14 protein-coding genes and 1 riboswitch are annotated in these 19,696 nt (G+C 44.7%); of the genes, 12 read left to right on the plus strand and 2 right to left on the minus strand.

The window, feature by feature from the left end; translation table 11 throughout:
- Positions 1-48: 48 nt before the first annotated feature.
- Complete coding sequence (locus tag DESYODRAFT_RS02840; protein ID WP_007779160.1) at positions 49-1,287, minus strand: LL-diaminopimelate aminotransferase; 1,239 nt, start codon at positions 1,285-1,287, stop codon at positions 49-51.
- A gap of 256 nt (positions 1,288-1,543) precedes the next feature.
- On the opposite strand from DESYODRAFT_RS02840, the gene DESYODRAFT_RS02845 reads away from it, so the two are divergent.
- The 3 genes from DESYODRAFT_RS02845 (at position 1,544) to DESYODRAFT_RS02855 (ending at position 7,604) form a co-directional block, all read left to right on the plus strand.
- The gene (locus DESYODRAFT_RS02845) at positions 1,544-2,704 is read left to right on the plus strand and encodes an aminotransferase class I/II-fold pyridoxal phosphate-dependent enzyme (protein ID WP_007779163.1); all 1,161 of its coding nucleotides are present in this window, start codon (positions 1,544-1,546) and stop codon (positions 2,702-2,704) included.
- 216 nt (positions 2,705-2,920) lie between these two features.
- Positions 2,921-3,012, plus strand: a riboswitch (cyclic di-GMP riboswitch).
- Between the two features lie 161 nt (positions 3,013-3,173).
- Entirely contained in the window at positions 3,174-5,240 is a 2,067-nt protein-coding gene (locus DESYODRAFT_RS02850) for a methyl-accepting chemotaxis protein (RefSeq protein WP_007779166.1), read from the plus strand.
- Positions 5,241-5,435: 195 nt separating this feature from the next.
- A complete protein-coding gene (locus tag DESYODRAFT_RS02855) occupies positions 5,436-7,604 on the plus strand; it encodes a Tex family protein (RefSeq protein ID WP_007779168.1) in 2,169 nt (722 codons plus the stop codon).
- 232 nt (positions 7,605-7,836) lie between these two features.
- Here the strand turns inward: DESYODRAFT_RS02855 and DESYODRAFT_RS02860 are convergent, their stop codons facing one another.
- Entirely contained in the window at positions 7,837-9,570 is a 1,734-nt protein-coding gene (locus tag DESYODRAFT_RS02860) for an L-lactate permease (RefSeq protein WP_007779170.1), read from the minus strand.
- A gap of 673 nt (positions 9,571-10,243) precedes the next feature.
- On the opposite strand from DESYODRAFT_RS02860, the gene DESYODRAFT_RS02865 reads away from it, so the two are divergent.
- The 9 genes from DESYODRAFT_RS02865 (at position 10,244) to nuoF (ending at position 19,680) form a co-directional block, all read left to right on the plus strand.
- The gene (locus DESYODRAFT_RS02865; RefSeq protein WP_007779173.1) at positions 10,244-12,043 is read left to right on the plus strand and encodes an IS1634 family transposase; all 1,800 of its coding nucleotides are present in this window, start codon (positions 10,244-10,246) and stop codon (positions 12,041-12,043) included.
- A gap of 223 nt (positions 12,044-12,266) precedes the next feature.
- Positions 12,267-13,454 carry an amidohydrolase gene (locus DESYODRAFT_RS02870; protein ID WP_042339265.1) on the plus strand — a complete coding sequence of 396 codons (1,188 nt, stop codon included), beginning with the start codon at positions 12,267-12,269 and terminating at the stop codon, positions 13,452-13,454.
- A gap of 40 nt (positions 13,455-13,494) precedes the next feature.
- Complete coding sequence (gene tsaE, locus DESYODRAFT_RS02875) at positions 13,495-13,965, plus strand: tRNA (adenosine(37)-N6)-threonylcarbamoyltransferase complex ATPase subunit type 1 TsaE (RefSeq protein ID WP_007779178.1); 471 nt, start codon at positions 13,495-13,497, stop codon at positions 13,963-13,965.
- 101 nt (positions 13,966-14,066) lie between these two features.
- On the plus strand, positions 14,067-14,792 hold the full coding sequence (gene tsaB, locus DESYODRAFT_RS02880) for a tRNA (adenosine(37)-N6)-threonylcarbamoyltransferase complex dimerization subunit type 1 TsaB (RefSeq protein ID WP_007779182.1): 726 nt from the start codon (positions 14,067-14,069) through the stop codon (positions 14,790-14,792).
- The gene (gene rimI / locus DESYODRAFT_RS02885) at positions 14,785-15,252 is read left to right on the plus strand and encodes a ribosomal protein S18-alanine N-acetyltransferase (protein ID WP_007779186.1); all 468 of its coding nucleotides are present in this window, start codon (positions 14,785-14,787) and stop codon (positions 15,250-15,252) included. Before tsaB ends, rimI begins: the two co-directional genes overlap by 8 nt.
- Positions 15,249-16,277 carry a tRNA (adenosine(37)-N6)-threonylcarbamoyltransferase complex transferase subunit TsaD gene (gene tsaD / locus DESYODRAFT_RS02890; RefSeq protein ID WP_007779190.1) on the plus strand — a complete coding sequence of 343 codons (1,029 nt, stop codon included), beginning with the start codon at positions 15,249-15,251 and terminating at the stop codon, positions 16,275-16,277. The genes rimI and tsaD overlap by 4 nt, the downstream gene beginning before the upstream one ends.
- A gap of 500 nt (positions 16,278-16,777) precedes the next feature.
- Entirely contained in the window at positions 16,778-17,365 is a 588-nt protein-coding gene (locus DESYODRAFT_RS02895) for a 5-formyltetrahydrofolate cyclo-ligase (RefSeq protein WP_007779195.1), read from the plus strand.
- 23 nt (positions 17,366-17,388) lie between these two features.
- Positions 17,389-17,871: an NADH-quinone oxidoreductase subunit NuoE gene (nuoE, locus tag DESYODRAFT_RS02900; RefSeq protein WP_007779197.1), complete on the plus strand. Its 483-nt coding sequence runs from the start codon at positions 17,389-17,391 to the stop codon at positions 17,869-17,871.
- Positions 17,872-17,883: 12 nt separating this feature from the next.
- Complete coding sequence (gene nuoF / locus DESYODRAFT_RS02905; protein ID WP_007779200.1) at positions 17,884-19,680, plus strand: NADH-quinone oxidoreductase subunit NuoF; 1,797 nt, start codon at positions 17,884-17,886, stop codon at positions 19,678-19,680.
- The last annotated feature ends 16 nt before the right edge of the window (positions 19,681-19,696 follow it).

A 19,696-nucleotide genomic window follows, 5' to 3' on the forward strand; every position in this document is an offset into this window, starting at 1 on the left:
AGATAAAAACCTGTCGTTAGGCAGACCCTAACGACAGGTTTTACATAGTTAACTACCCATTTTTGTTTTAATTCGCTCGATGGCTTTTTCCGTATTCTCCCGGGTTCCAAAGGCTGTTAAGCGGAAGTACCCTTCGCCATTAGCACCAAAGCCTGCTCCTGGGGTACCAACAACATTGGCTTCTTTCATGAGTTTATCGAAAAACTCCCAAGATCCCATATTATTGGGAGTTTTCATCCAGATATAGGGGGCATTAATTCCACCAAATACTTCATAGCCTGCCTTCGTCAGACCTTCCCGGATGATACGGGCATTTCCCATATAGTAGTCGATAGTTTCTTTAACCTGCTTTTTTCCTTCTTCAGTGTAAATCGCTGCTGCAGCAGCTTGCACCGGATAAGAGACACCATTAAACTTTGTGGTCTGTCTTCTCAGCCAAAGCTTATTTAGGTTATGAGCATTGCCCTCAGAATCATAGACCATAACTTCCTTTGGGACAACCGTATAGGCGCAACGCGTTCCGGTAAAGCCTGCTGTCTTAGAAAAGCTGCGGAACTCTACAGCAACCTCACGAGCACCTTCAACCTCATAGATTGTGCGAGGGACTTCTTCTTCGCGTATGTATGCTTCATAAGCAGAATCGTATAGGATAATCGATTTGTTTTCCCTTGCGTAGTCCACCCATTGCTTAAGCTCTGCTTTGGTTAAGGTCATTCCGGTCGGATTGTTCGGGAAACAAAGATAGATCATATCTACATGAGTTGCAGGAAAGCTGGGTTTCATTCCGTTTTCTTCAGTACACGGAAGATAAACAATACTCTCATACTGACCTTTCTCCGCATCGAAGTTTCCGGTACGTCCTGCCATCACGTTACTATCCACGTAAACCGGATAGACGGGGTCGGTGACTGCCATGATATTATTGACACCAAAGATTTCTTGAAAGTTGGCTGTATCACTCTTCGCTCCGTCGCTGATATAGACTTCGTCTAAATCAAGTTCGACTCCTCGGGGTTTGTAATCATTTTCAATGATTTTTTCGATTAGGAAGTCATACCCTTGCTCAGGGCCATACCCTCTAAAGGTTTCAGCTCTCCCCATTTCATCGACGGCTGTTTTCATTGCTTCAATAACCGCAGGAGGAAGCGGACGGGTTACATCCCCTATTCCTAAGCGAATAATATCCGCAGCGGGGTTCTCATTTTTAAATTGACTAACCCTGCGGGCAATTTCTGAAAACAGATAACTCCCAGGTAACCTTAGATAATTCTCATTCATCAGTGCCATAAATTTATGAGTCCCCCTTCTTAACTCCATTGCCTAAATTAAGTATTCTCTTATTAAACAATTTCTATAATTATAGCACATTTTACTTTATAGACCGTTTTTCTGCAATTGGGTTGAGTTAAAATATTAATTTTGCTTTATAACTGCATAATTTGCGTGGTAAAATAAGAATTAAAGGTGTGTCAAAAGGGGATATCAATGGACAATCCCTTTGACAGCCCCTTGACACCCACAGGACAGAATTGGAGTGTAAACAATGCAAATACCATCGATACGTTTGGAAGGGTTAGGAGCGTCCGTTTTTACAGAAATGGATAATTTGAAGAGGGAATTGGAAAGGGCGGGAAAGAGCCTTATTAATCTTAGTATTGGAAGTCCTGACCGTGCTCCGGATCTTGAAATTCGTAAGGTTCTTAGTCAAGGAGTTCTGGATGATAACCAATATGGTTATACCCTAACCCGGGGAACAGAAGAATTTCGCAGGGTTTGTGCAAAATGGTACCAGGAACGGTTTGGAGTCACTTTAAATCCGGAAACTGAGGTTCTGCCATTAATGGGTTCCCAGGATGGGCTGGCTCATATTTTTCTGGCCTACATTGATTCTGGTGATCTGGCTTTAATTCCCGACCCGGGATACCCCATCTATTCGGCTGGTTTAATGCTTGCCGGCGGAGAAAAAATTGCGATGCCTTTGTTGAAAGAGAATGAGTTTCTGCCTGACCTGAAACAAATTGAGCCTGATATCGCCCGCAAGGCAAAGCTTATGTTTTTAAATTATCCCAACAACCCCACTGCAGCAGTTGCCAGCCTCTCCTTTTTTGACGAGGTTGTCGAGTTCGCTAAAGAATATGATCTTCTTATCTGTCATGATGCTGCTTATTCCGAACTGGCCTTTGAGGGCTTCAGACCTGTGAGTTTCTTGCAGGCACGAGGGGCAAAAGAGGTCGGAATTGAATTCCATTCCGTATCCAAGACCTACAATTTAGCCGGAGCGAGATTAGGCTTTGTCGTCGGGAACGCTGATGTCATTGGAACTCTTTCTCAACTTAAATCAAATATCGATTATGGTGTCTTCGCTCCAGTCTTAGCCGCCGGAGCTTACGCACTTCGCAATGCACAAGATTCAATTGAAGAGAATAAGAGCGCTTATCAGAGGCGACGGGACATCTTGATCGAGGGGTGTGCTAAAGCCGGTTGGAAAATGCCGATTCCCCAGGGTTCCATGTTTATTTGGGCGCCTGTTCCGAATGAGCAGGACTCAGTATCCTTTGCGATGGACTTGGCTCGTGAGGCAGGTGTCATCGTAGTGCCGGGGATGGCCTTTGGAGAGTATGGAGAGGGATTCGTCAGGATAGCTATGGTTCAGAATGAAAGCGTGCTGCGGGAAGCGGTGCAGCGAATTCAGCAGTTCTTATAAAGAGAGATGTCACAACTCATTTAATGAAGAAATGAACCAATGAAAACGCCGGGCAATGATTTAGTGAGACCTACGGAACACTTATTTGTGTTTCGTAGGTTTTCTTTTTGGAGAGGGATCAGGTTTTAATTATAGGGGGTATAAAAATAAGAAAACCTAAGGCAGGAGGAAAATAGAATTTTTTGTCGAATAAACGGTAACACTGATTTTTCTGAACTTATTTATTTGCAAACATGTCACATGGTAAGGACGCAAAGCCACGGGTCTAAGGATAGTACTACTACAATCAGGATAGCCGGGCTGCGGAAGTGTACATTCAAAATGTCTATCTGCTGAAAGTTCGGTAGTTAGGCTTTTTTGTTTTTAGACGAATAGGGGGGATAGTTTAACTGAAATCAAGTTTGACCTATAGGCTGCTAAGCCGTATCAGCACGTAACTGATCGTTGACATATGAATGGAGCTGAAATTATGTTTAAGAGATTATTTAATGGTTCTAGTATCAGTGGTAAGACAATGGCAACTATATTACCCTTAGTATTATTAACCCTGGCGGCAATGTCCCTGGTTAGCTACAAATATTCGGAAACTGTACTAAAAAGCGAGATCCAAAATAAAATGACCGCTCAACTGAATGGGACGATCAAAGATATTGAGAAACAATTAACGGCCCATGATACGTTGCTTCAAGGCTTAGCACGTACTGTAGAATCTGTCGGAAATGGCGTAAATGCTGAGGAGTATGCGGGTTTACTAACAGAAATCATTACAGCTAATAGTGTTACATTCGGAGCAGGTGTGTGGTATGAGCCATATGCCTATAACAGTGACACCCAATACTTTGGCCCCTATGTCTACAAGGATAAAGAAGGCAACGTAGTATTTACCAATGAATTTGCTGACCCTAAATATGATTATCCCAGCCAAGGCTGGTATACAATAAGCAAAGGCATCTCAGAAAAATCAATATGGACGGATCCCTATTATGATGAGGGCACGAACGCTACCATATTAACGGATAACGTCCCGTTTTATGATAAGAGCGGAAATTTCAAGGGTACAATTACAGGTGGAATTGATTTCATAACTCTGCAAACCTTAATTAGTAATATCCAATTAGATATTAAAGCAGATATATATCTTTTGAATAAGGAAGGGAAGTACCTGGCGAATCCAAACCCGGACAAGATCATGAATATCAAGATTACCGAAGAAGAAAATTCCAGTTTAAAGGAAGCGGCAGAAAAGATGCTGACTGAAAAAACCGGTACGTTTCCCTACAATGACAAGAGTGCTGCAAGGCAAGTTTACTATGCGGAAGTTCCTCAGTTTGGCTGGATTTTAGCCATTGATGTTGAGGAGACTGATTTGCTGGCTCCTTTAAAGGATTTATTAAATCGGATGTTAATCCTGATTGTGCTGGCCGTTGCCATAACCGGCACAGTACTCATCTTGTATAGCCGATATATTGTTAAAAATATAAAACAGGTCAACCAATTTGCAGCAGCTATTGTTCAAGGAGATCTGAGCCAAACTATTGTGGTTCGTTCAAAAGATGAGTTCGGACAAATGACAGACAATCTTAACCTGATGATCAAGAATTTTAAGGGCATTATTGAAGGGATCGTTAACAGTTCTCAGCAATTAGCGGCCTCAGCAGAAGAATTGACGGCCAGTGCAGACGAAGGCAGCAGAACAACGGAACAAATTGTTTACTCCATTCAGGAAGTATCTGAAGGGGTTAGTCAAAAACTCACGGGGGTTGATGCTACGGCACAATCCGCCCAATTAGTTTCTGAGCATATGAATTCGATAACTCAAGATATTCATTTGGTTACGGCTGGCTCGCTTTCCACATCAGAAAAAGCCGCTATAGGGAATAGTGTTGTCAGAAAAGCTGTTGACGAGATGCAAGCGATTAGCAGTAAGGTCACAGAGGCGGCAGATGTTGTAAATAGCCTAGGGGTAAAATCAGGGGAAATTGGTGAAATAGTGGCATTAATAACCAACATTGCAGCTCAAACCAATCTCCTTGCTCTAAATGCAGCGATCGAAGCTGCAAGGGCGGGAGAGCAGGGAAGAGGGTTTGCAGTTGTTGCAGATGAAGTTCGTAAACTTGCCGAACAGTCCAGTGATGCAGCTGGAAAAATCAGTGGGTTAGTTGGTGAGATTCAAAAAGAAACCACGAAAGCGGTTAAGACTATGAACGATGGAACTGTTGCGGTCCAAGACGGGATTACCATGGTTAATTCGGCAGGTGAAGCGTTCCGGGATATCTTGCAGGGTGTTAACGACTTTTCAAAGCAGGCACAAGCTGTTGCTGAGGTAGTCGGGAAGGTTGGAGCAAGTACTGAGACAATCGTTTCCTCAATCATGGAGGTAGCTTGCATTCCGAAGGATATTGCCGGCAGTCTTGAAAATGTGGTTGCCGGGACAGAAGAACAGAGTGCTTCTATGGAGGAAATTCGCAGGTCGGCAGCCTCCCTTGCCCAAATGGCAGCAGATTTCCAAGGCAGTGTGACGATGTTTAAACTATAGCGGGGTAAGTATTCAACGTTAATTTGCTGATCAGGAAAGCTATGGAAAGGTACCTAAGACCTTCTCATAGCTTTTCATTTAATTTAGAAGCCTCACGTCTGAAGTTGGCGGAGTTTCCTTCGCTTAGCGAAGAATGTTATAATTAGATGTATACGTTTATCAAGTTATACAATCGGTTTTAGGGAGGATTAATCATTGGATTTCAATGAGGTTATTGCCAGGGAACTTGGTCTTAAGTTAAACCAGGTTAAAGAGGCTGTTAATTTGCTGGATGGGGGAAACACGATTCCTTTTATTGCCCGCTATCGTAAAGAAGTAACCGGGGAACTCGATGAAAATGTATTACGTGATATTGTAGAACGTTTGGATTACCTGCGGCGTTTAGAACAGCGGAAAACCGAGGTCCTGCGCCTAATAGACGAACAAGGAAAGCTTACGGAAGAACTGTCATCTCAAATCGCGGCAGCTGCGGTGCTTCAAGACGTCGAAGATCTCTACAGGCCTTATAAGCAAAAACGTCGTACGCGGGCAACGATTGCCAAGGAGAAGGGGCTTGAACCTTTAGCGGACTGGTTATTGGTTCAATATACCAGAGGAGACCCTCAAGCAGAGGCAGAAAAGTACTTAAATGCAGAGTTTGAGGTGAATTCAACAGAGGAAGCGTTAGCTGGGGCGATGGATATTATAGCGGAAACCATAGCGGATGATGCAGCCCTCCGTAAACGGATTAGGGAACAAACCATAAGAACTGCAGATGTTGTAGCGGTCGCCGCAGCTAAGAAGGCCACAGAACGATCCCCCTTTGAGATGTACTATGATTACCGTGAACCTGTACGAAAGATCCCGCCTCACAGGGTACTGGCCCTGAATCGCGGGGAGAAGGAAGAATTTTTATCTGTAAAGATTGATGTACCGCTGGAAAATTTGCAGAGAATCATTGAAATGCGCTATGTCAAAGCGGGACCGTGTGCTCCGCTGGTACAAAAAGCAGCACATGATGGGTATAAGCGATTGATTGAGCCTTCCATAGAACGGGAAGTACGGGCAGAACTTTCAGCTCAAGCGGAAGAACAAGCCATTAAAGTCTTTGCAGCTAATCTTCGTCAACTTTTATTACAGCCTCCAGTTCGTGGGAAAATGGTTCTGGGGCTTGATCCGGGATTCCGAACAGGATGTAAGTGGGCGATTGTAGATGAGACAGGAAAGCTGCATCAAGTAGGTGTAATCTATCCGCATACCGGAAAGGGCAAACGAGAAGAAGCTAAAGCAATTTTACGGAAAGCGATCCGGGAGTATGATGTCAATATTATTGCGATTGGCAATGGTACGGCCTCCAGGGAAACAGAGGAGGTCGTAGCGGAACTGATTCAGGAAGATGGAATTCCCGTCGAATTTACCCTGGTAAGTGAGGCAGGGGCTTCCGTGTATTCGGCTTCGAAGTTAGCAGGCGAGGAATTCCCGGATTTTGATCTTTCCTTGCGGAGCGCAGTATCTATCGCCAGAAGGCTGCAAGATCCCTTGGCAGAACTGGTAAAGATTGAACCAAAAGCGGTTGGGGTAGGACAATATCAGCATGATGTGCAGCCTAAACGGTTGGAAGAATCCCTGCATGGAGTAGTAGAGTCTTGTGTTAATGTGGTAGGAGTTGATCTAAATACCGCTTCTGCCTCTCTGCTTCAATACGTGGCAGGTTTGAAGCCGGCGGTAGCTAAGAATATCGTTGCTTGGCGGGATGAACATGGGAAATTTAGTAATCGTGACCAGCTTAAGAAAATACCCCGTCTCGGTGCCCAAACCTATGTACAGTGTGCCGGGTTTATCCGTTTGCCTGATGGGGCTAATCCCCTGGAAAATACGCCCGTTCACCCGGAATCTTATCAGCTTGCTGAAAACATCTTGAAAGGGATTGGGCATACCACCGGGGATTTGCGGGACCGCATCACCGAAATCCGCAATAAACTGGTCGTGCTGGATCCTAAAGAGCTTGCGGACGAGTTTGGCGCAGGCGTTCCGACAGTCCGCGATATCTTAGATGCTTTGCAAAGACCAGGCCGGGATCCCCGGGAAGATTTGCCGCGGCCATTACTCCGCAGAGATGTCACTCATTTGGAGGATCTTAGCGAAGGAATGATCCTGGAAGGTACTGTGCGTAATGTTGTGGATTTTGGAGCCTTTGTAGATATCGGGGTTAAACATGATGGTCTGGTTCATATTTCTCAGTTAAGCGATAAATTCATCAAACATCCCATGGAAGCGGTGGCTGTGGGGGATATTGTCAAAATACGAGTGATTGGAATTGATAAAGCGAGAGAGCGGGTCAGTCTATCTATGCGGGATCTTACGCCGAACGCTTCCGCTGTATAATATAAGATCTTGACATTAGAGCTTTAGGCTAAAAGAGTATTTAGATGTAAAATTGACAGTTTATAACCTTGAGTTAGATACTATTTTTAGTTCGCTTAATATAGGTACAAAGAAAACAGTCTAAAGAAGGGCATGCCTCTTTTTTAGACTGTTTTCTCTTTCGCTTTATAGTAAAAAACTATCTAAAGAAATAGCTGACCTAATTTAATCATTAGGTCAGCTAAGAAAAGGATTATTTCATAGTAGGAATCATCCAGGGGAAGACATAAGCTTGCAGCCAGACGAGGATACCCATCAGCATGGCCAGCACAACGCTGTGCCAGAAGACCTTACGGAAGATAACTCCGATATTTCTGACCCCTTCGTCGGCATCTGCATAACACGCGGCTGTCGCAACTGTAATACTCTGAGCGTCAATCATTTTACCCATAACCCCACCGGTACTGTTGGCAGTAACCATTAAGAGCGGGTCTAGATTCAGCTGTTGAGCGGTTACTAACTGAAGGTTACCAAACAGTGAGTTTGAAGCGGTGTCACTACCTGTCAGGAATACACCCAACCATCCAATCATAACTGCAAAGAAGGGATAGAGTGCACCGGTTTTAGCGAAGGCTAATGCCATGACAACGTCAGTTCCAGCATATTTTGTCATGTAGCTTAAACCGATAACTAAAGAGATAACGGAAAGAGGAATTTTCAGACGAACGATTGTAGTAACGAGAATTTCTTTCCACTGGGCAGCAGTAACTCTGAGGAACAGAATACCGGTGATGAACGCAGCAATAAGGATCCCGGTTCCTGCCATAGTAAGAAGATTGAAGCTGAATATAGCTGCTTCTCCTGTTTTTGCAACAGCTTCAGCCGTTACAGGTGCTGTTTTGAAAACTAAACCATGGAGGAAGGGAACTTGGAAACTCGGATTAAAGAGAGAATTCAACCAGGCCTTGATGCTTGGAACTCCCCATAGTCCAACAAAGATTGCCAAGAAGACCCAAGGCATCCATGCTTGTAAGAGAACCGGAAGAGGATGTTTGGGAATAGCTTTTGGTTTCCCGGGATCTCTTCCTTCTAATTTAGCATAAACCATTTCGTTCGTAATGATATTTTTAGGTTTCCATAGTTTCAAGAAGATTGCGGTGATAACAATACTCATGATACCTGATCCGATATCGACGAGCATCGTCATTTGAGCTTCAGCCATTAAGAACTGGGTAACAGCGAAGGAGGCACCTGTAACAAGGATTGCCGGCCATACTTCAAAGATTTCCTTCAATTTCCCTTTTTCCATTACGGTCATAGTAGCGACCAACCAAAAGGGGATGAGGATCGAGAAGAATGGCAATTGTCTGCCAGCCATCATAGTGATCATGCCATCTGGAATACCAGTGACTTTGGCAAGGGTCAGAACCGGAGTTCCGATTGCTCCCCAGGCAACAGGTGCTGTATTAGCGATCAAGCAAACGACAGCAGCGGTTAAGGGACGGAAACCCAGACCGACCATGATTGCACCGGCCACGGCGACAGGAGTACCAAAACCTGATGCCCCTTCGATAAAGGCTCCAAAGCTGAAGGAAACGAGCAGGGCTTGCAAGCGTCGATCCGCGGTGATTCCGGCGATCGAGTCTTTAACAATTTCGAACCTACCGGTAACAACTGTCATCGTGTAAAGGAAAATTGCACCGAAGACAATCCAGCCGATTGGGAATAAACCGCTTATGACACCATATCCAAAGGCTGCCGCAGCCGAAGATGCGGGCATCCCCATAACAAAGATACAAATTACAAAGGTCACGGCGACTGCAATAGCTGCAGCATACGGAGCATAAATACCTAAGATTTTCTCGCCATTTTTGGCTTTATGAGGGTGAAGTGCTAAGAAATAAAGCAGGGTTAAAATAGGTACCGATGCAAGGAAGACGGAAAACCAAAAGTTGCCTGTTGGATTATAATTTTGCAAGTACGTCAAATTAATAGGCCTCCTTCCAAGATTAGGGCTTTAAAAAAATAATAAGACCATGAGCTAAACCATTTATAACTTCCGGGCATCCCCCCCTTTACGTCCTCAGATTTCCTTGGAAAGATTTAAACAAAGACAGATTGTAACTTGTTAAGAATACTTACTGTCTGTTTAAGCTGGGCATTGTTTCATTATTTTCATTGTTTCAGTAACCATGTTGTTTCATTATTGATTGCCCCATTAAAGTTTTCACAACTAAGATTACTGTTATAGTCAGCTAATAAACCGAACAACGGGTGGCGTTGGATTCATATTAATGCATATTTTAAAATAATTCAATATATTACATAAAAAAAATACATTTCACAAGATTTAGTTCACGTTTGGTGAACAATTACACTTGAATTGGCAATATAATTAAAGAATTCAGTTAATATGTTTCACAAAACCCATTAGCAATTTTCCCCGATATGCAATAATATACAGGCTGCCTATAACTGGATTTTTCAACCTCGTACTGAGATAATGACATGTGTTATAACCCGACTTTTACAGTTAACATAGTAAATTAGTAAGGAACAACTAAAAAAGTTCCCCATTGACGCAGATTTCCGCGTTTTTTTGCAGACATAATTGATGTTATGCTAACGATGTGCTACTATATGTGTAGGGTGATTGTAACATGGTCAAAATAGACAAAAGAACGACGGCGGATGGAACACCTCGGACACAGGTGCGAGTGGTCGAGGGGTATCGTCCCGGCCCAGGAATGCCAACCAAACAACGAACGATCCGAGACTTCGGTTACCTTGAAGACCAAAGTGACCCCGAAGTTTTCATGGCCAAAGTCAAGGAATTTAACGCCAATTACAGAGCAGAAAACGTTCCGCTTCGAATAGAGGCACCTGGAACTGCAAGGATGTACTGCGAGGAAAACCGACGGCAGAACTACGGATATAAATTTCTGGAGGCCGTCTATGATCTGCTTGAAATCAAGTCATTTATCAAGGGCTATGAGGCATCCCACAAGTTCCGAGGGGAGTATTCGCCCAGCGACATTTTTAAATTTCTGGTGTTGTTAAGAATTCTCCGCCCGGATTCCAAGCGCGCCTCCTGCCAGATGAAGAACGGTTTCTATGGAATGCGTACGGACTTCACGCTGCCGGATGTCTACCGATCGCTTGACTATTTCGAAGAGTTCGGGGTAGAGTTGCAGCGACATTTGAATAAGCGTGTCAAGGAAACCATTGGTCGTGACCTTTCCTACGCATTCTATGACGTGACCAACTATTTCTTCGAAATAGACTGTCCCGATGGCGAGGACGACCTGCGGAAAAGGGGTGTATCGAAAGAGCACCGCACCGACCCGATTGTCGCGATGGGTCTTTTCATGGATTCGAACGGACTTCCGGTCAGCATGTCGATTTTCCCTGGCAACACAAGCGATTCCCTCACGCTTCAGCCGACCATGAAGGACGTCAAGGAATCCTACGGGCTTGGCAGGCTGGTTGTGGTCGCCGACAAAGGGCTCAATTCGTCGAAGAATATTGACGTGATCCTAAACCAGGGCGACGGTTTCGTTTTCTCACAGATACTAAAAGGGAAAAAGGGACAGCGCTACAATGAAAAACTGTTTGATAAAAACGGGTGGACGTCGAACGAGAGCGGTACCTACCGATATAAGCTGTTCACGGAAGACTATGAGGGAAAAGACAAGGACGGAAAAAAAGAACGCCGGACGAGGAACGTGCTTCTGTATTGGCGCAAGGCCGAAGCTGACAGGGCGAGGCGCAAGCGGGAGGAAAAGCTTGAAAAGGCCGCGCGCTCCGTCAAGAACAATGCCTATGGCATTAAAAAGGGCGTCGACGAATATACCAAAGAAACCCTCGTTGACAAGAAGACCGGTGAGGTTCTGGAAACTACGAAAAAGCTGCGCAGCGTGGATTTGGAAAAGGCGGAGAACGATGCGAGATATGACGGCTATTTTTGTATCATTACCAGCGAACTTGACTATGATGAGCGAAAAATGCGTCAGGTGTATGGCGGTCTTTGGCGGATAGAGCAGTCGTTTAGGATGATGAAAACGGATTTTGATGCCAGACCTGTGTTCGTCCGTAAGAATGAGCATATCCGTGCCCATTTCCTGATCTGTTTCGTCGCACTCCTCGTCCTCCGAATCATTCAGCACCGTATGGGAGAAAAGGCATTGTCAGCCGAGCGCATAGCAAGAGCGCTGGATGCCGCAACATGTCGGGTTTTGAAGGGCGGCATCATTCACCTTGACGATGTCGGCGGTGCGATCGCGTTTCAAACGATCCGTAACAAGAAAGGCAACCTTGTGGATGCGCTGGCCTTTTCAGACGAAGATGAAATCGCGCTAGATTACAAGTTAATTCAGGATACCTATGGTACAGATTGCTACAACATCTATTTTCGGCAAGAGGCGTTTAATAAGTTTTTGAAAACTATTGCCTTAGCATAACAAAATTTAGATACACTCATATCAAGAAAAAGCCCACAGTTTCAACAACTACGGGCTTTTTGCATTCTTCAAACTGTAAAAGTCGGGTTTTCAACCTCGTACTGAGATAATGACATGTGTTATAATAATCCAATGGCGATCATGATGATCGATTGGTTGTAGAAAAGTTCAGGTTGGGGAGAAATCTAATTCTATTAATGGAGGCAGGACTGTGAGCAAAGGAATGAAAAAGCTTGTGATAAAGAACGGTCAGATTAAAACGATGGCCGGACGTGAATTCTTGGGAAATATTATGATAGAGGGGACTAAAATAACCGCACTCTTTGAAACACTGGATGACCTGCCGGCAGATGCTGAGGTGATCGATGCCCTTGGGTGTCTTGTACTGCCGGGATTTATTGATGCCCATTGTCATGTCGGAATTGGAGAAGAGATCTATCGCTGGGAAGGAGAAGACTTTAACGAAATGACGGATCCTGTTACGCCGGATATGCGGGCAATTGATGGAATTAACCCGGAAGACGAAGGATTCCGTGATGCCCGTCTGGGTGGGGTGACTGCTGTGTTCACTGTTCCAGGGAGTGCCAATGTAATTGGAGGAACTGGAGTCGTGATGAAGACCGCCGGAAAGATCGTGGATAAAATGATTGTACGCGATCCGGCCGGTGTGAAAGTAGCGTTCGGGGAAAATCCCAAGATGGTTTACGGTGAACAAAAGAAAATGCCTATGACTCGGATGGGAACTGCCGCACTTCTTCGTCAAACCTTAGTGGATGCTCAGACGTATAAAGATAAATTAGAACAGGGTAAAACTGATCCCGATAAACTCCCGGAGCGGGATTTAGGGTTAGAAGTCCTTGTAAGAGTAATCAATCGTGAAATTCCTCTTAGGGCTCATGCGCATCGTGCAGATGATATTATGACCGCAATTCGTATTGCCCGGGAATTTGATGTGGATTTAGTTATTGAACATTGTACCGAAGGACATAAAATCGCAGAGGAACTCGCAGAGCTGGGATATCCAGCTGTGGTAGGGCCATTGTTGACAAACCGGGCTAAGGTGGAGCTTAAAGATAAATCCTTTAAAACTCCTGGTGTTTTAGCCAATGCAGGAGTAAAAGTGGCGATCATGACCGACCATTCAGTTACTCCAATTGAACAACTTCCGCTTTGTGCGGCCTTAGCCTGCAAAGCCGGGATGGACAAAGAGGATGCTTTACGGGCCATCACCATCAATTCCGCAGAAATTTTAGGTGTGTCTGATCGTATAGGGTCACTAGAAGTCGGAAAAGATGCAGATATTGTCATTTGGTCGGAAGATCCATTGACAATTACGGCTAGGCCGCTCTACGTGATCATTGATGGAAGGATTGTAAAACCTGAATCCAGAGAAGGCGGAATTTACGAATGATTGGAGGGCCTTTTCCCGCCATCCTTAGGAGGAACAAAGAATGGACTATGAAGTTACAAGTTTAACGGTCGAACAAACCCGAGAACTGGGGAAACGGTTGGGTGAGTGTTTACGTGGCGGAGATGTCGTCGCCCTGATAGGGGATTTAGGTGCCGGGAAAACAGCCTTTGCTCAAGGGATTGGTGAGGGATTAGGTGTCGCTGGCCCTATGACCAGTCCTACCTTCACATTGATCCATGAGTATAAAGGTTATGCTGATGAGTCTCAAATCCGTTTAATTCATATGGATCTTTATAGATTACGACATCCGGAAGAAGCGGAAATCATTGGGATCGAAGATGCTTTTGTGGATGATGCGGTTTGTTTAATTGAATGGCCGGAAATTGCAAAGGATTATCTGCCGGATGATCGTTTAAGTGTTGAGATTCAAGGAAGTGGAGACATGCCCCGTGAGATTATCTTTAGGGCGTTAGATTCAAGTTGGAAGCAACGATTAACCTTTCTATCCTAAATCAATTTGCTTAAAAATGATATTGAGACTTCGGCGTGTCAAAAGGATCGTTCCCGTGACACGCCAGTGACACGTAAAAATGAGCAGACTCGGAGGATCTAATGAAATACTTAACTATAGATACAACAACAAAAGTGACAGCCGTAGCCTTAGCGGAAGACGGAAAATTGATCGGCGAGGGCTTTTTACATACCACAAAGACGCATTCAGAGCGTATTATTCCAATGCTTGAGCAACTGATCACAGCGGCGGCTTGGACACTTCAGGAATTAGATATGATAGGCGTGGTGTGCGGACCGGGTTCATTCACTGGAATTCGGATCGGAATCGCGACAGCGCAGGGATTGGCACAGGTTTTGAATATTCCGCTTATTTCTGTAGTATCATTAGATGCCTTGGCATGGGCGGGTAAGGAAAGAATGGAAGATGTTGTTCCTATTTTGGATGCACGTAAAAATGAATGGTACACGGCGCGTTATCACTGGATGCCGGGGATGGAGAAGCCCGAGTGTTTGACCATGCCGCAAGCTATGTCCACAGGTCAATGGTTGGAATATTTGTGGGGGTTAGACCGTTCCATTTGTTTTGTCGGAGATGCGGCAGTTAAAGCTAAGAAGCGTATAGAGGAAGTTCTGGGTGAAAGGGCAGTGATTTTACCAGAGTATATAAGTTTACCCCGTGGTGCTTATGCGGTAAGGGCAGTTTGGCAGAAATGGCAGGAAACAGGCCGGGGGGAACAGGTTGAACCCTACTACATTCGCTTTTCTGAGGCGGAAGTCAATTGGGCAAAGAAAGAGAAAGCGCGGAGGAGCAGCGGGAATGAATAACGGGATTGTACGTCCCATGCGCTTGGATGATCTCGAGGCGATCTTAGATATCGAGATGGCCTCTTTTTCTACCCCTTGGTCTATGCAGGCTTTTAAAGCGGAGCTTAAAGATAATGAGTATGCACGTTATGTTTGCCTAGAGCTGGAGGGTAAGGTCATCGGCTACATGGGGTTATGGTTTATCCTGGATGAGGGCCATATTACGAATGTGGCTATTGCTCCAAACTATCGGGGGCAAAAATGGGGGGAGTTTCTTATGCGATCCGTCATGTCGAAAATGTCGAATGAGGGTATGGAGCGGATGACCCTCGAAGTTCGGGCATCGAATAGTCCCGCCCAATCCTTATATAGCCGGTTAGGTTTTGTTACAGCCGGCGTTCGCAAAGGATATTATGCGGATACTGGAGAGGATGCTTTAATTATGTGGGTGGAATTAGGAATGGAAGTGAATAAGTCATGACAGAGAGCCAAGAGAGCAAGATTGTAATTTTAGGGATAGAAACAAGTTGTGATGAGACTTCAGCTGCGGTATTGCTGAACGGATCGGATTTACGCAGTCATATTATTTCGTCACAAATAAAGACGCATCAAAAGTATGGAGGAGTTGTGCCGGAAATTGCCTCACGTGAACACAGCCTCCACTTTCAGCCGGTTGTACAACAGGCTTTAGATGAAGCTGAGCTGACGTTCAAGGATTTGTCGGCTATTGCGGTGACCTATGGACCGGGGTTGGTCGGATCATTATTGGTTGGGGTTTCCGGTGCAAAAGCAATGGCGTATGCGGCCGGGGTCCCACTGATTGGTATTAATCACTTGGAAGCACACGTTTATGCGAACTTTCTTGAGCATCAGGATTTAGAATTTCCACTTTTGGCTTTGTTAGTTTCAGGTGGACACACTCATCTCATTTTGTTTGAAGCTCATGGGAGGTATAAGGTTTTAGGTCATACTCGGGATGATGCGGCCGGAGAAGCTCTGGATAAAGTGGCTAGAACTCTTGGTTTAGCTTATCCGGGCGGCCCCCAAATTCAAAGAGTGGCTCAGGAGGGAGATGCACAAGCATTTAAGTTCCCGCGCGCTATGTTAGAAGCGGATAGTTTGGATTTCAGTTTCAGTGGTATGAAATCCGCGGTCTTGAACACCCTGAATTCTGCCCGAATGCGTGGAGAAACGCTTAGTGTTCCAGATATTGCCGCTTCTTTTCAGCAAGCGGTGGTGGATGTTTTGGTTCACAAAACATTGATGGCTATTAATAGAACCAGAGTCAAGACCTTGCTCTTGGCAGGCGGAGTTGCGGCCAATAAGTTACTGCGTGAAACCTTAGACCGGACATTGGCAGAGCGGGGTGTCCGTTTGGTTTACCCTTCACCGATTTTCTGCACAGACAACGGAGCCATGATTGCGGCGGCCGGGTATTACCATTACTTAGAAGGGGACTTCGCCCCCTGGACACTTAACGCGGTTCCGGGATTGGGATTTGCGTGATACAGGCACGATCTTACGAAGCCAGGAAAACTAACCGTTTAAGCTCTTGTTAAGAGGAGCTTAAACGGTTAGTTTATTAGTTTGCTTACGTAAAAGATGTCGTACTTGTGTCCCACTTCGTCCTATGCAAAAGCTGAGGAACGGATGAGAATCATATGTTCTGTGGATAAGGTGAGCTGTGGACAATGTGGATAAGTCTGTAGATAAGTTATTATAGCGGTTTTGGAGTTCTGCGCAAAAATTATGAATTTGGGAAAGTATTATCCACAAGTCCTGTGGATAATGTGGATAACCTAGATACAAGGCCAAATACTTTAATTCCATAAGTGGATAACTTTGTGGGTTGAAATAAAGACTGACTTATTAAATAATATGAATAGGAGACAGTATGTTTGGATATTGAGAATATTAGCAAATTTTTCATTAATCTATAGAAGGATTTTGCCTATATTAATCGAATATTTTTAAATGCACGAGATTTTACCGAAAGGATACTCCACATGAATGAGGAAAAGATAACTATAAAGGCTGAAGTGCGCAAATCGTGTTTGACTCAGCGAGCCGCGTTAAGAGAGGAAGAGAGAAAGACCAAAAGTTTAATTATTCAGCAAAAACTTAAGGATTTACCAGATTTCCAAAAGGCTGATACTGTGATGTTATTTCTTAACTTTCGTGATGAAGTAGAAACGACGGACTTGGCGGAGGCGACGATAGCGTGTAAGAAAAAGCTGGTATTACCTCGTTGTGCACCTAAAGGCATACTTCTGCCGCTTGAAGTCAGCGATCTGGCAGCAGATCTTGAGCCGGGAGCTTGGGGAATTCGTGAACCTAAACTGACAAAAGAAGAAGTAAATCCTTTAGAGATTGATTTAGTCGTTGTACCTGGGGCCGGTTTTGATCTGCAAGGGAATCGTTTAGGTTATGGGGGCGGCTTCTATGATCGCTTTTTTATGCGGCTGAAACCCTCAACACCAAGAGTTGCCCTTGCTTTTGAATGTCAGATTATTAAAGAAGTACCCGTGGACAAGCACGACGCTAAAATGACTAAATTAATCACGGAAAAAACAGTTTACGATTTTAATCAGTAGCGATCTAATAGGGGGGGATTTTTTTGAGCACTGCATGTAAGGATTTAGTAGATCCTAAGCAAATTAAGTTGGATGAAATTATTAACAAGCATAAAAATGAGAATGGGCCTCTCATTCCCATTTTGCAAGGAGCCCAAGAGGTGTATGGGTATTTACCCGCTCATGTCATTAAACACATCAGCAAAGGAATTCGTATTCCAGTGGCAAGGATTTATGGAGTGGTAACGTTTTATGCTCAGTTTCGTCTGACGCCAGTAGGTCGAAATCTCATTAATATCTGTTTAGGAACTGCTTGCCATGTTCGTGGAGGCGCCAAAGTCGTTGAAACGATCGAGAAAGAGTTAAAGATTAAAGATGGTGCTACGACCGAAGATGGCCGTTTTACCTTGGAAGTCGTGGCATGTATTGGAGCGTGTGGTCTGGCGCCGGTGATATCTATTAATAATGAGGTGCATGGACGATTATCACCGGACAAAATTGCCGGGATATTGGCTAAATACGAGTAGGAGGATAAAGGGATGGCTGAGAACCAACGGATTCTAGTTTGTGCAGGGACGGGATGTGCCTCTTCGGGAGCACTGCCGATCATCGATATTTTAAATGATGAGATCAAACGACGAGGACTTGAAGAAACCGTAAGCGTCGTTGGGACAGGATGTCAGGGGTTTTGTGAAAAGGGTCCAACCCTCGTCATTGAACCGCAGCAGATCTTGTATACTCGGGTTACAGGGGAAGATGTGGCGGAAATTATCGAGCAGGAGCTTATCAAAGGGGAACGAGTTGAACGACTCCTTCTTGTCGATCAAACGACTCAAAAACCGGTAAGTTCAATGGAAGACATCACGTTTTTTTCGAAGCAGCATCGAATTGTTCTTCATAACTGCGGTGTGATTGATCCGAAGAAGATTGAAGATTACACGGCACGGGATGGTTATAAGGGCATTGAAAAAGCCTTAAAAGGGATGTCGCCCGAAGAGGTCATGGAAGAAGTTAAGCAATCCGGACTTCGCGGCCGAGGCGGCGCGGGGTTCCCTACAGGGGTAAAATGGGGTTTCTGTCGTTCAACTCCAAGTGATAAAAAATATATTATTTGTAACGCGGACGAAGGTGATCCGGGTGCCTTCATGGACCGCAGCGTGCTTGAAGGAGATCCGCATTCTGTCATCGAAGGAATGCTTATTGGGGCTTATGCCATCGGAGCAGATGAAGGATATGTTTACTGTCGTGCAGAATACCCATTAGCCATTAAGCACTTGGGAATTGCGATCAAGCAAGCGGAGGAAGCAGGTTACCTGGGAGATAACATTCTAGGCTCAGGCTTTAATTTTCATCTGAAAGTGTTTGAAGGGGCTGGAGCCTTTGTATGCGGAGAAGAAACCGCATTGATGGCTTCTATCGAAGGGAAGCGCGGAATGCCGAGAGTTCGCCCGCCTTTTCCTGCTGTTAGTGGGCTTTGGGGTAAACCAACCAATATCAATAACGTTGAAACCTGGTCCAATATTCCCCATATTTTGCGTAACGGAGCTGAATGGTATTCCCAATTCGGGACTGAAAAAAGTAAAGGTACAAAGATCTTTGCTTTGACCGGTAAGGTAAACAATACCGGCCTAGTAGAAGTTCCTATGGGCACAACTCTAAGGGAGATCATCTTTGAAATTGGCGGAGGTATTCAGGGCGGTAAGAAATTTAAAGCGGTTCAAATTGGCGGTCCCTCCGGAGGGTGCTTGCCTGAGGACATGCTGGATCTTGCTGTGGATTATGATACTTTGACGCAAGCTGGAGCAATGGTTGGCTCAGGTGGACTTGTCATCATGGATGAGACTACTTGTATGGTTGACATCGCCCGTTATTTCTTGAACTTTTCTAAGAAAGAGTCTTGTGGGAAATGTACTCCCTGTCGTGAGGGAACTACCCGAATGTACGAAATTCTGGATAGAATCACCAAAGGAGAAGGAAAAGAGGAAGATATCGATACCTTAGAGAATCTTGCCTTAACCATTAAGGAAACCTCTCTTTGTGGATTAGGTCAATTCGCGCCAAGCCCGATTCTCGCAACCATTAAATATTTCAGGCATGAGTATGAGGCGCATATCCGTGACCATAAGTGTCCAGCCCATAATTGCTCGGCTTTACTGAGCTATACCATTGATACGGAGAAATGCAAAATGTGCAGTCTCTGTGCTAAAAACTGTCCGACAAATTGCATTTCAGGAGATAAAAAGACCAATACTCCGTATGTCATTGATGAAGAGAAGTGCATCAAATGCGGAACTTGTATGGACAAATGTAAATTTGGTGCAGTTAGTCGAGCTTAACTGAGTAACCGGCTTA

Origin of the sequence: Desulfosporosinus youngiae DSM 17734 (assembly GCF_000244895.1) — a bacterium.
Taxonomy (GTDB): Bacteria; Bacillota; Desulfitobacteriia; order Desulfitobacteriales; family Desulfitobacteriaceae; genus Desulfosporosinus; species Desulfosporosinus youngiae.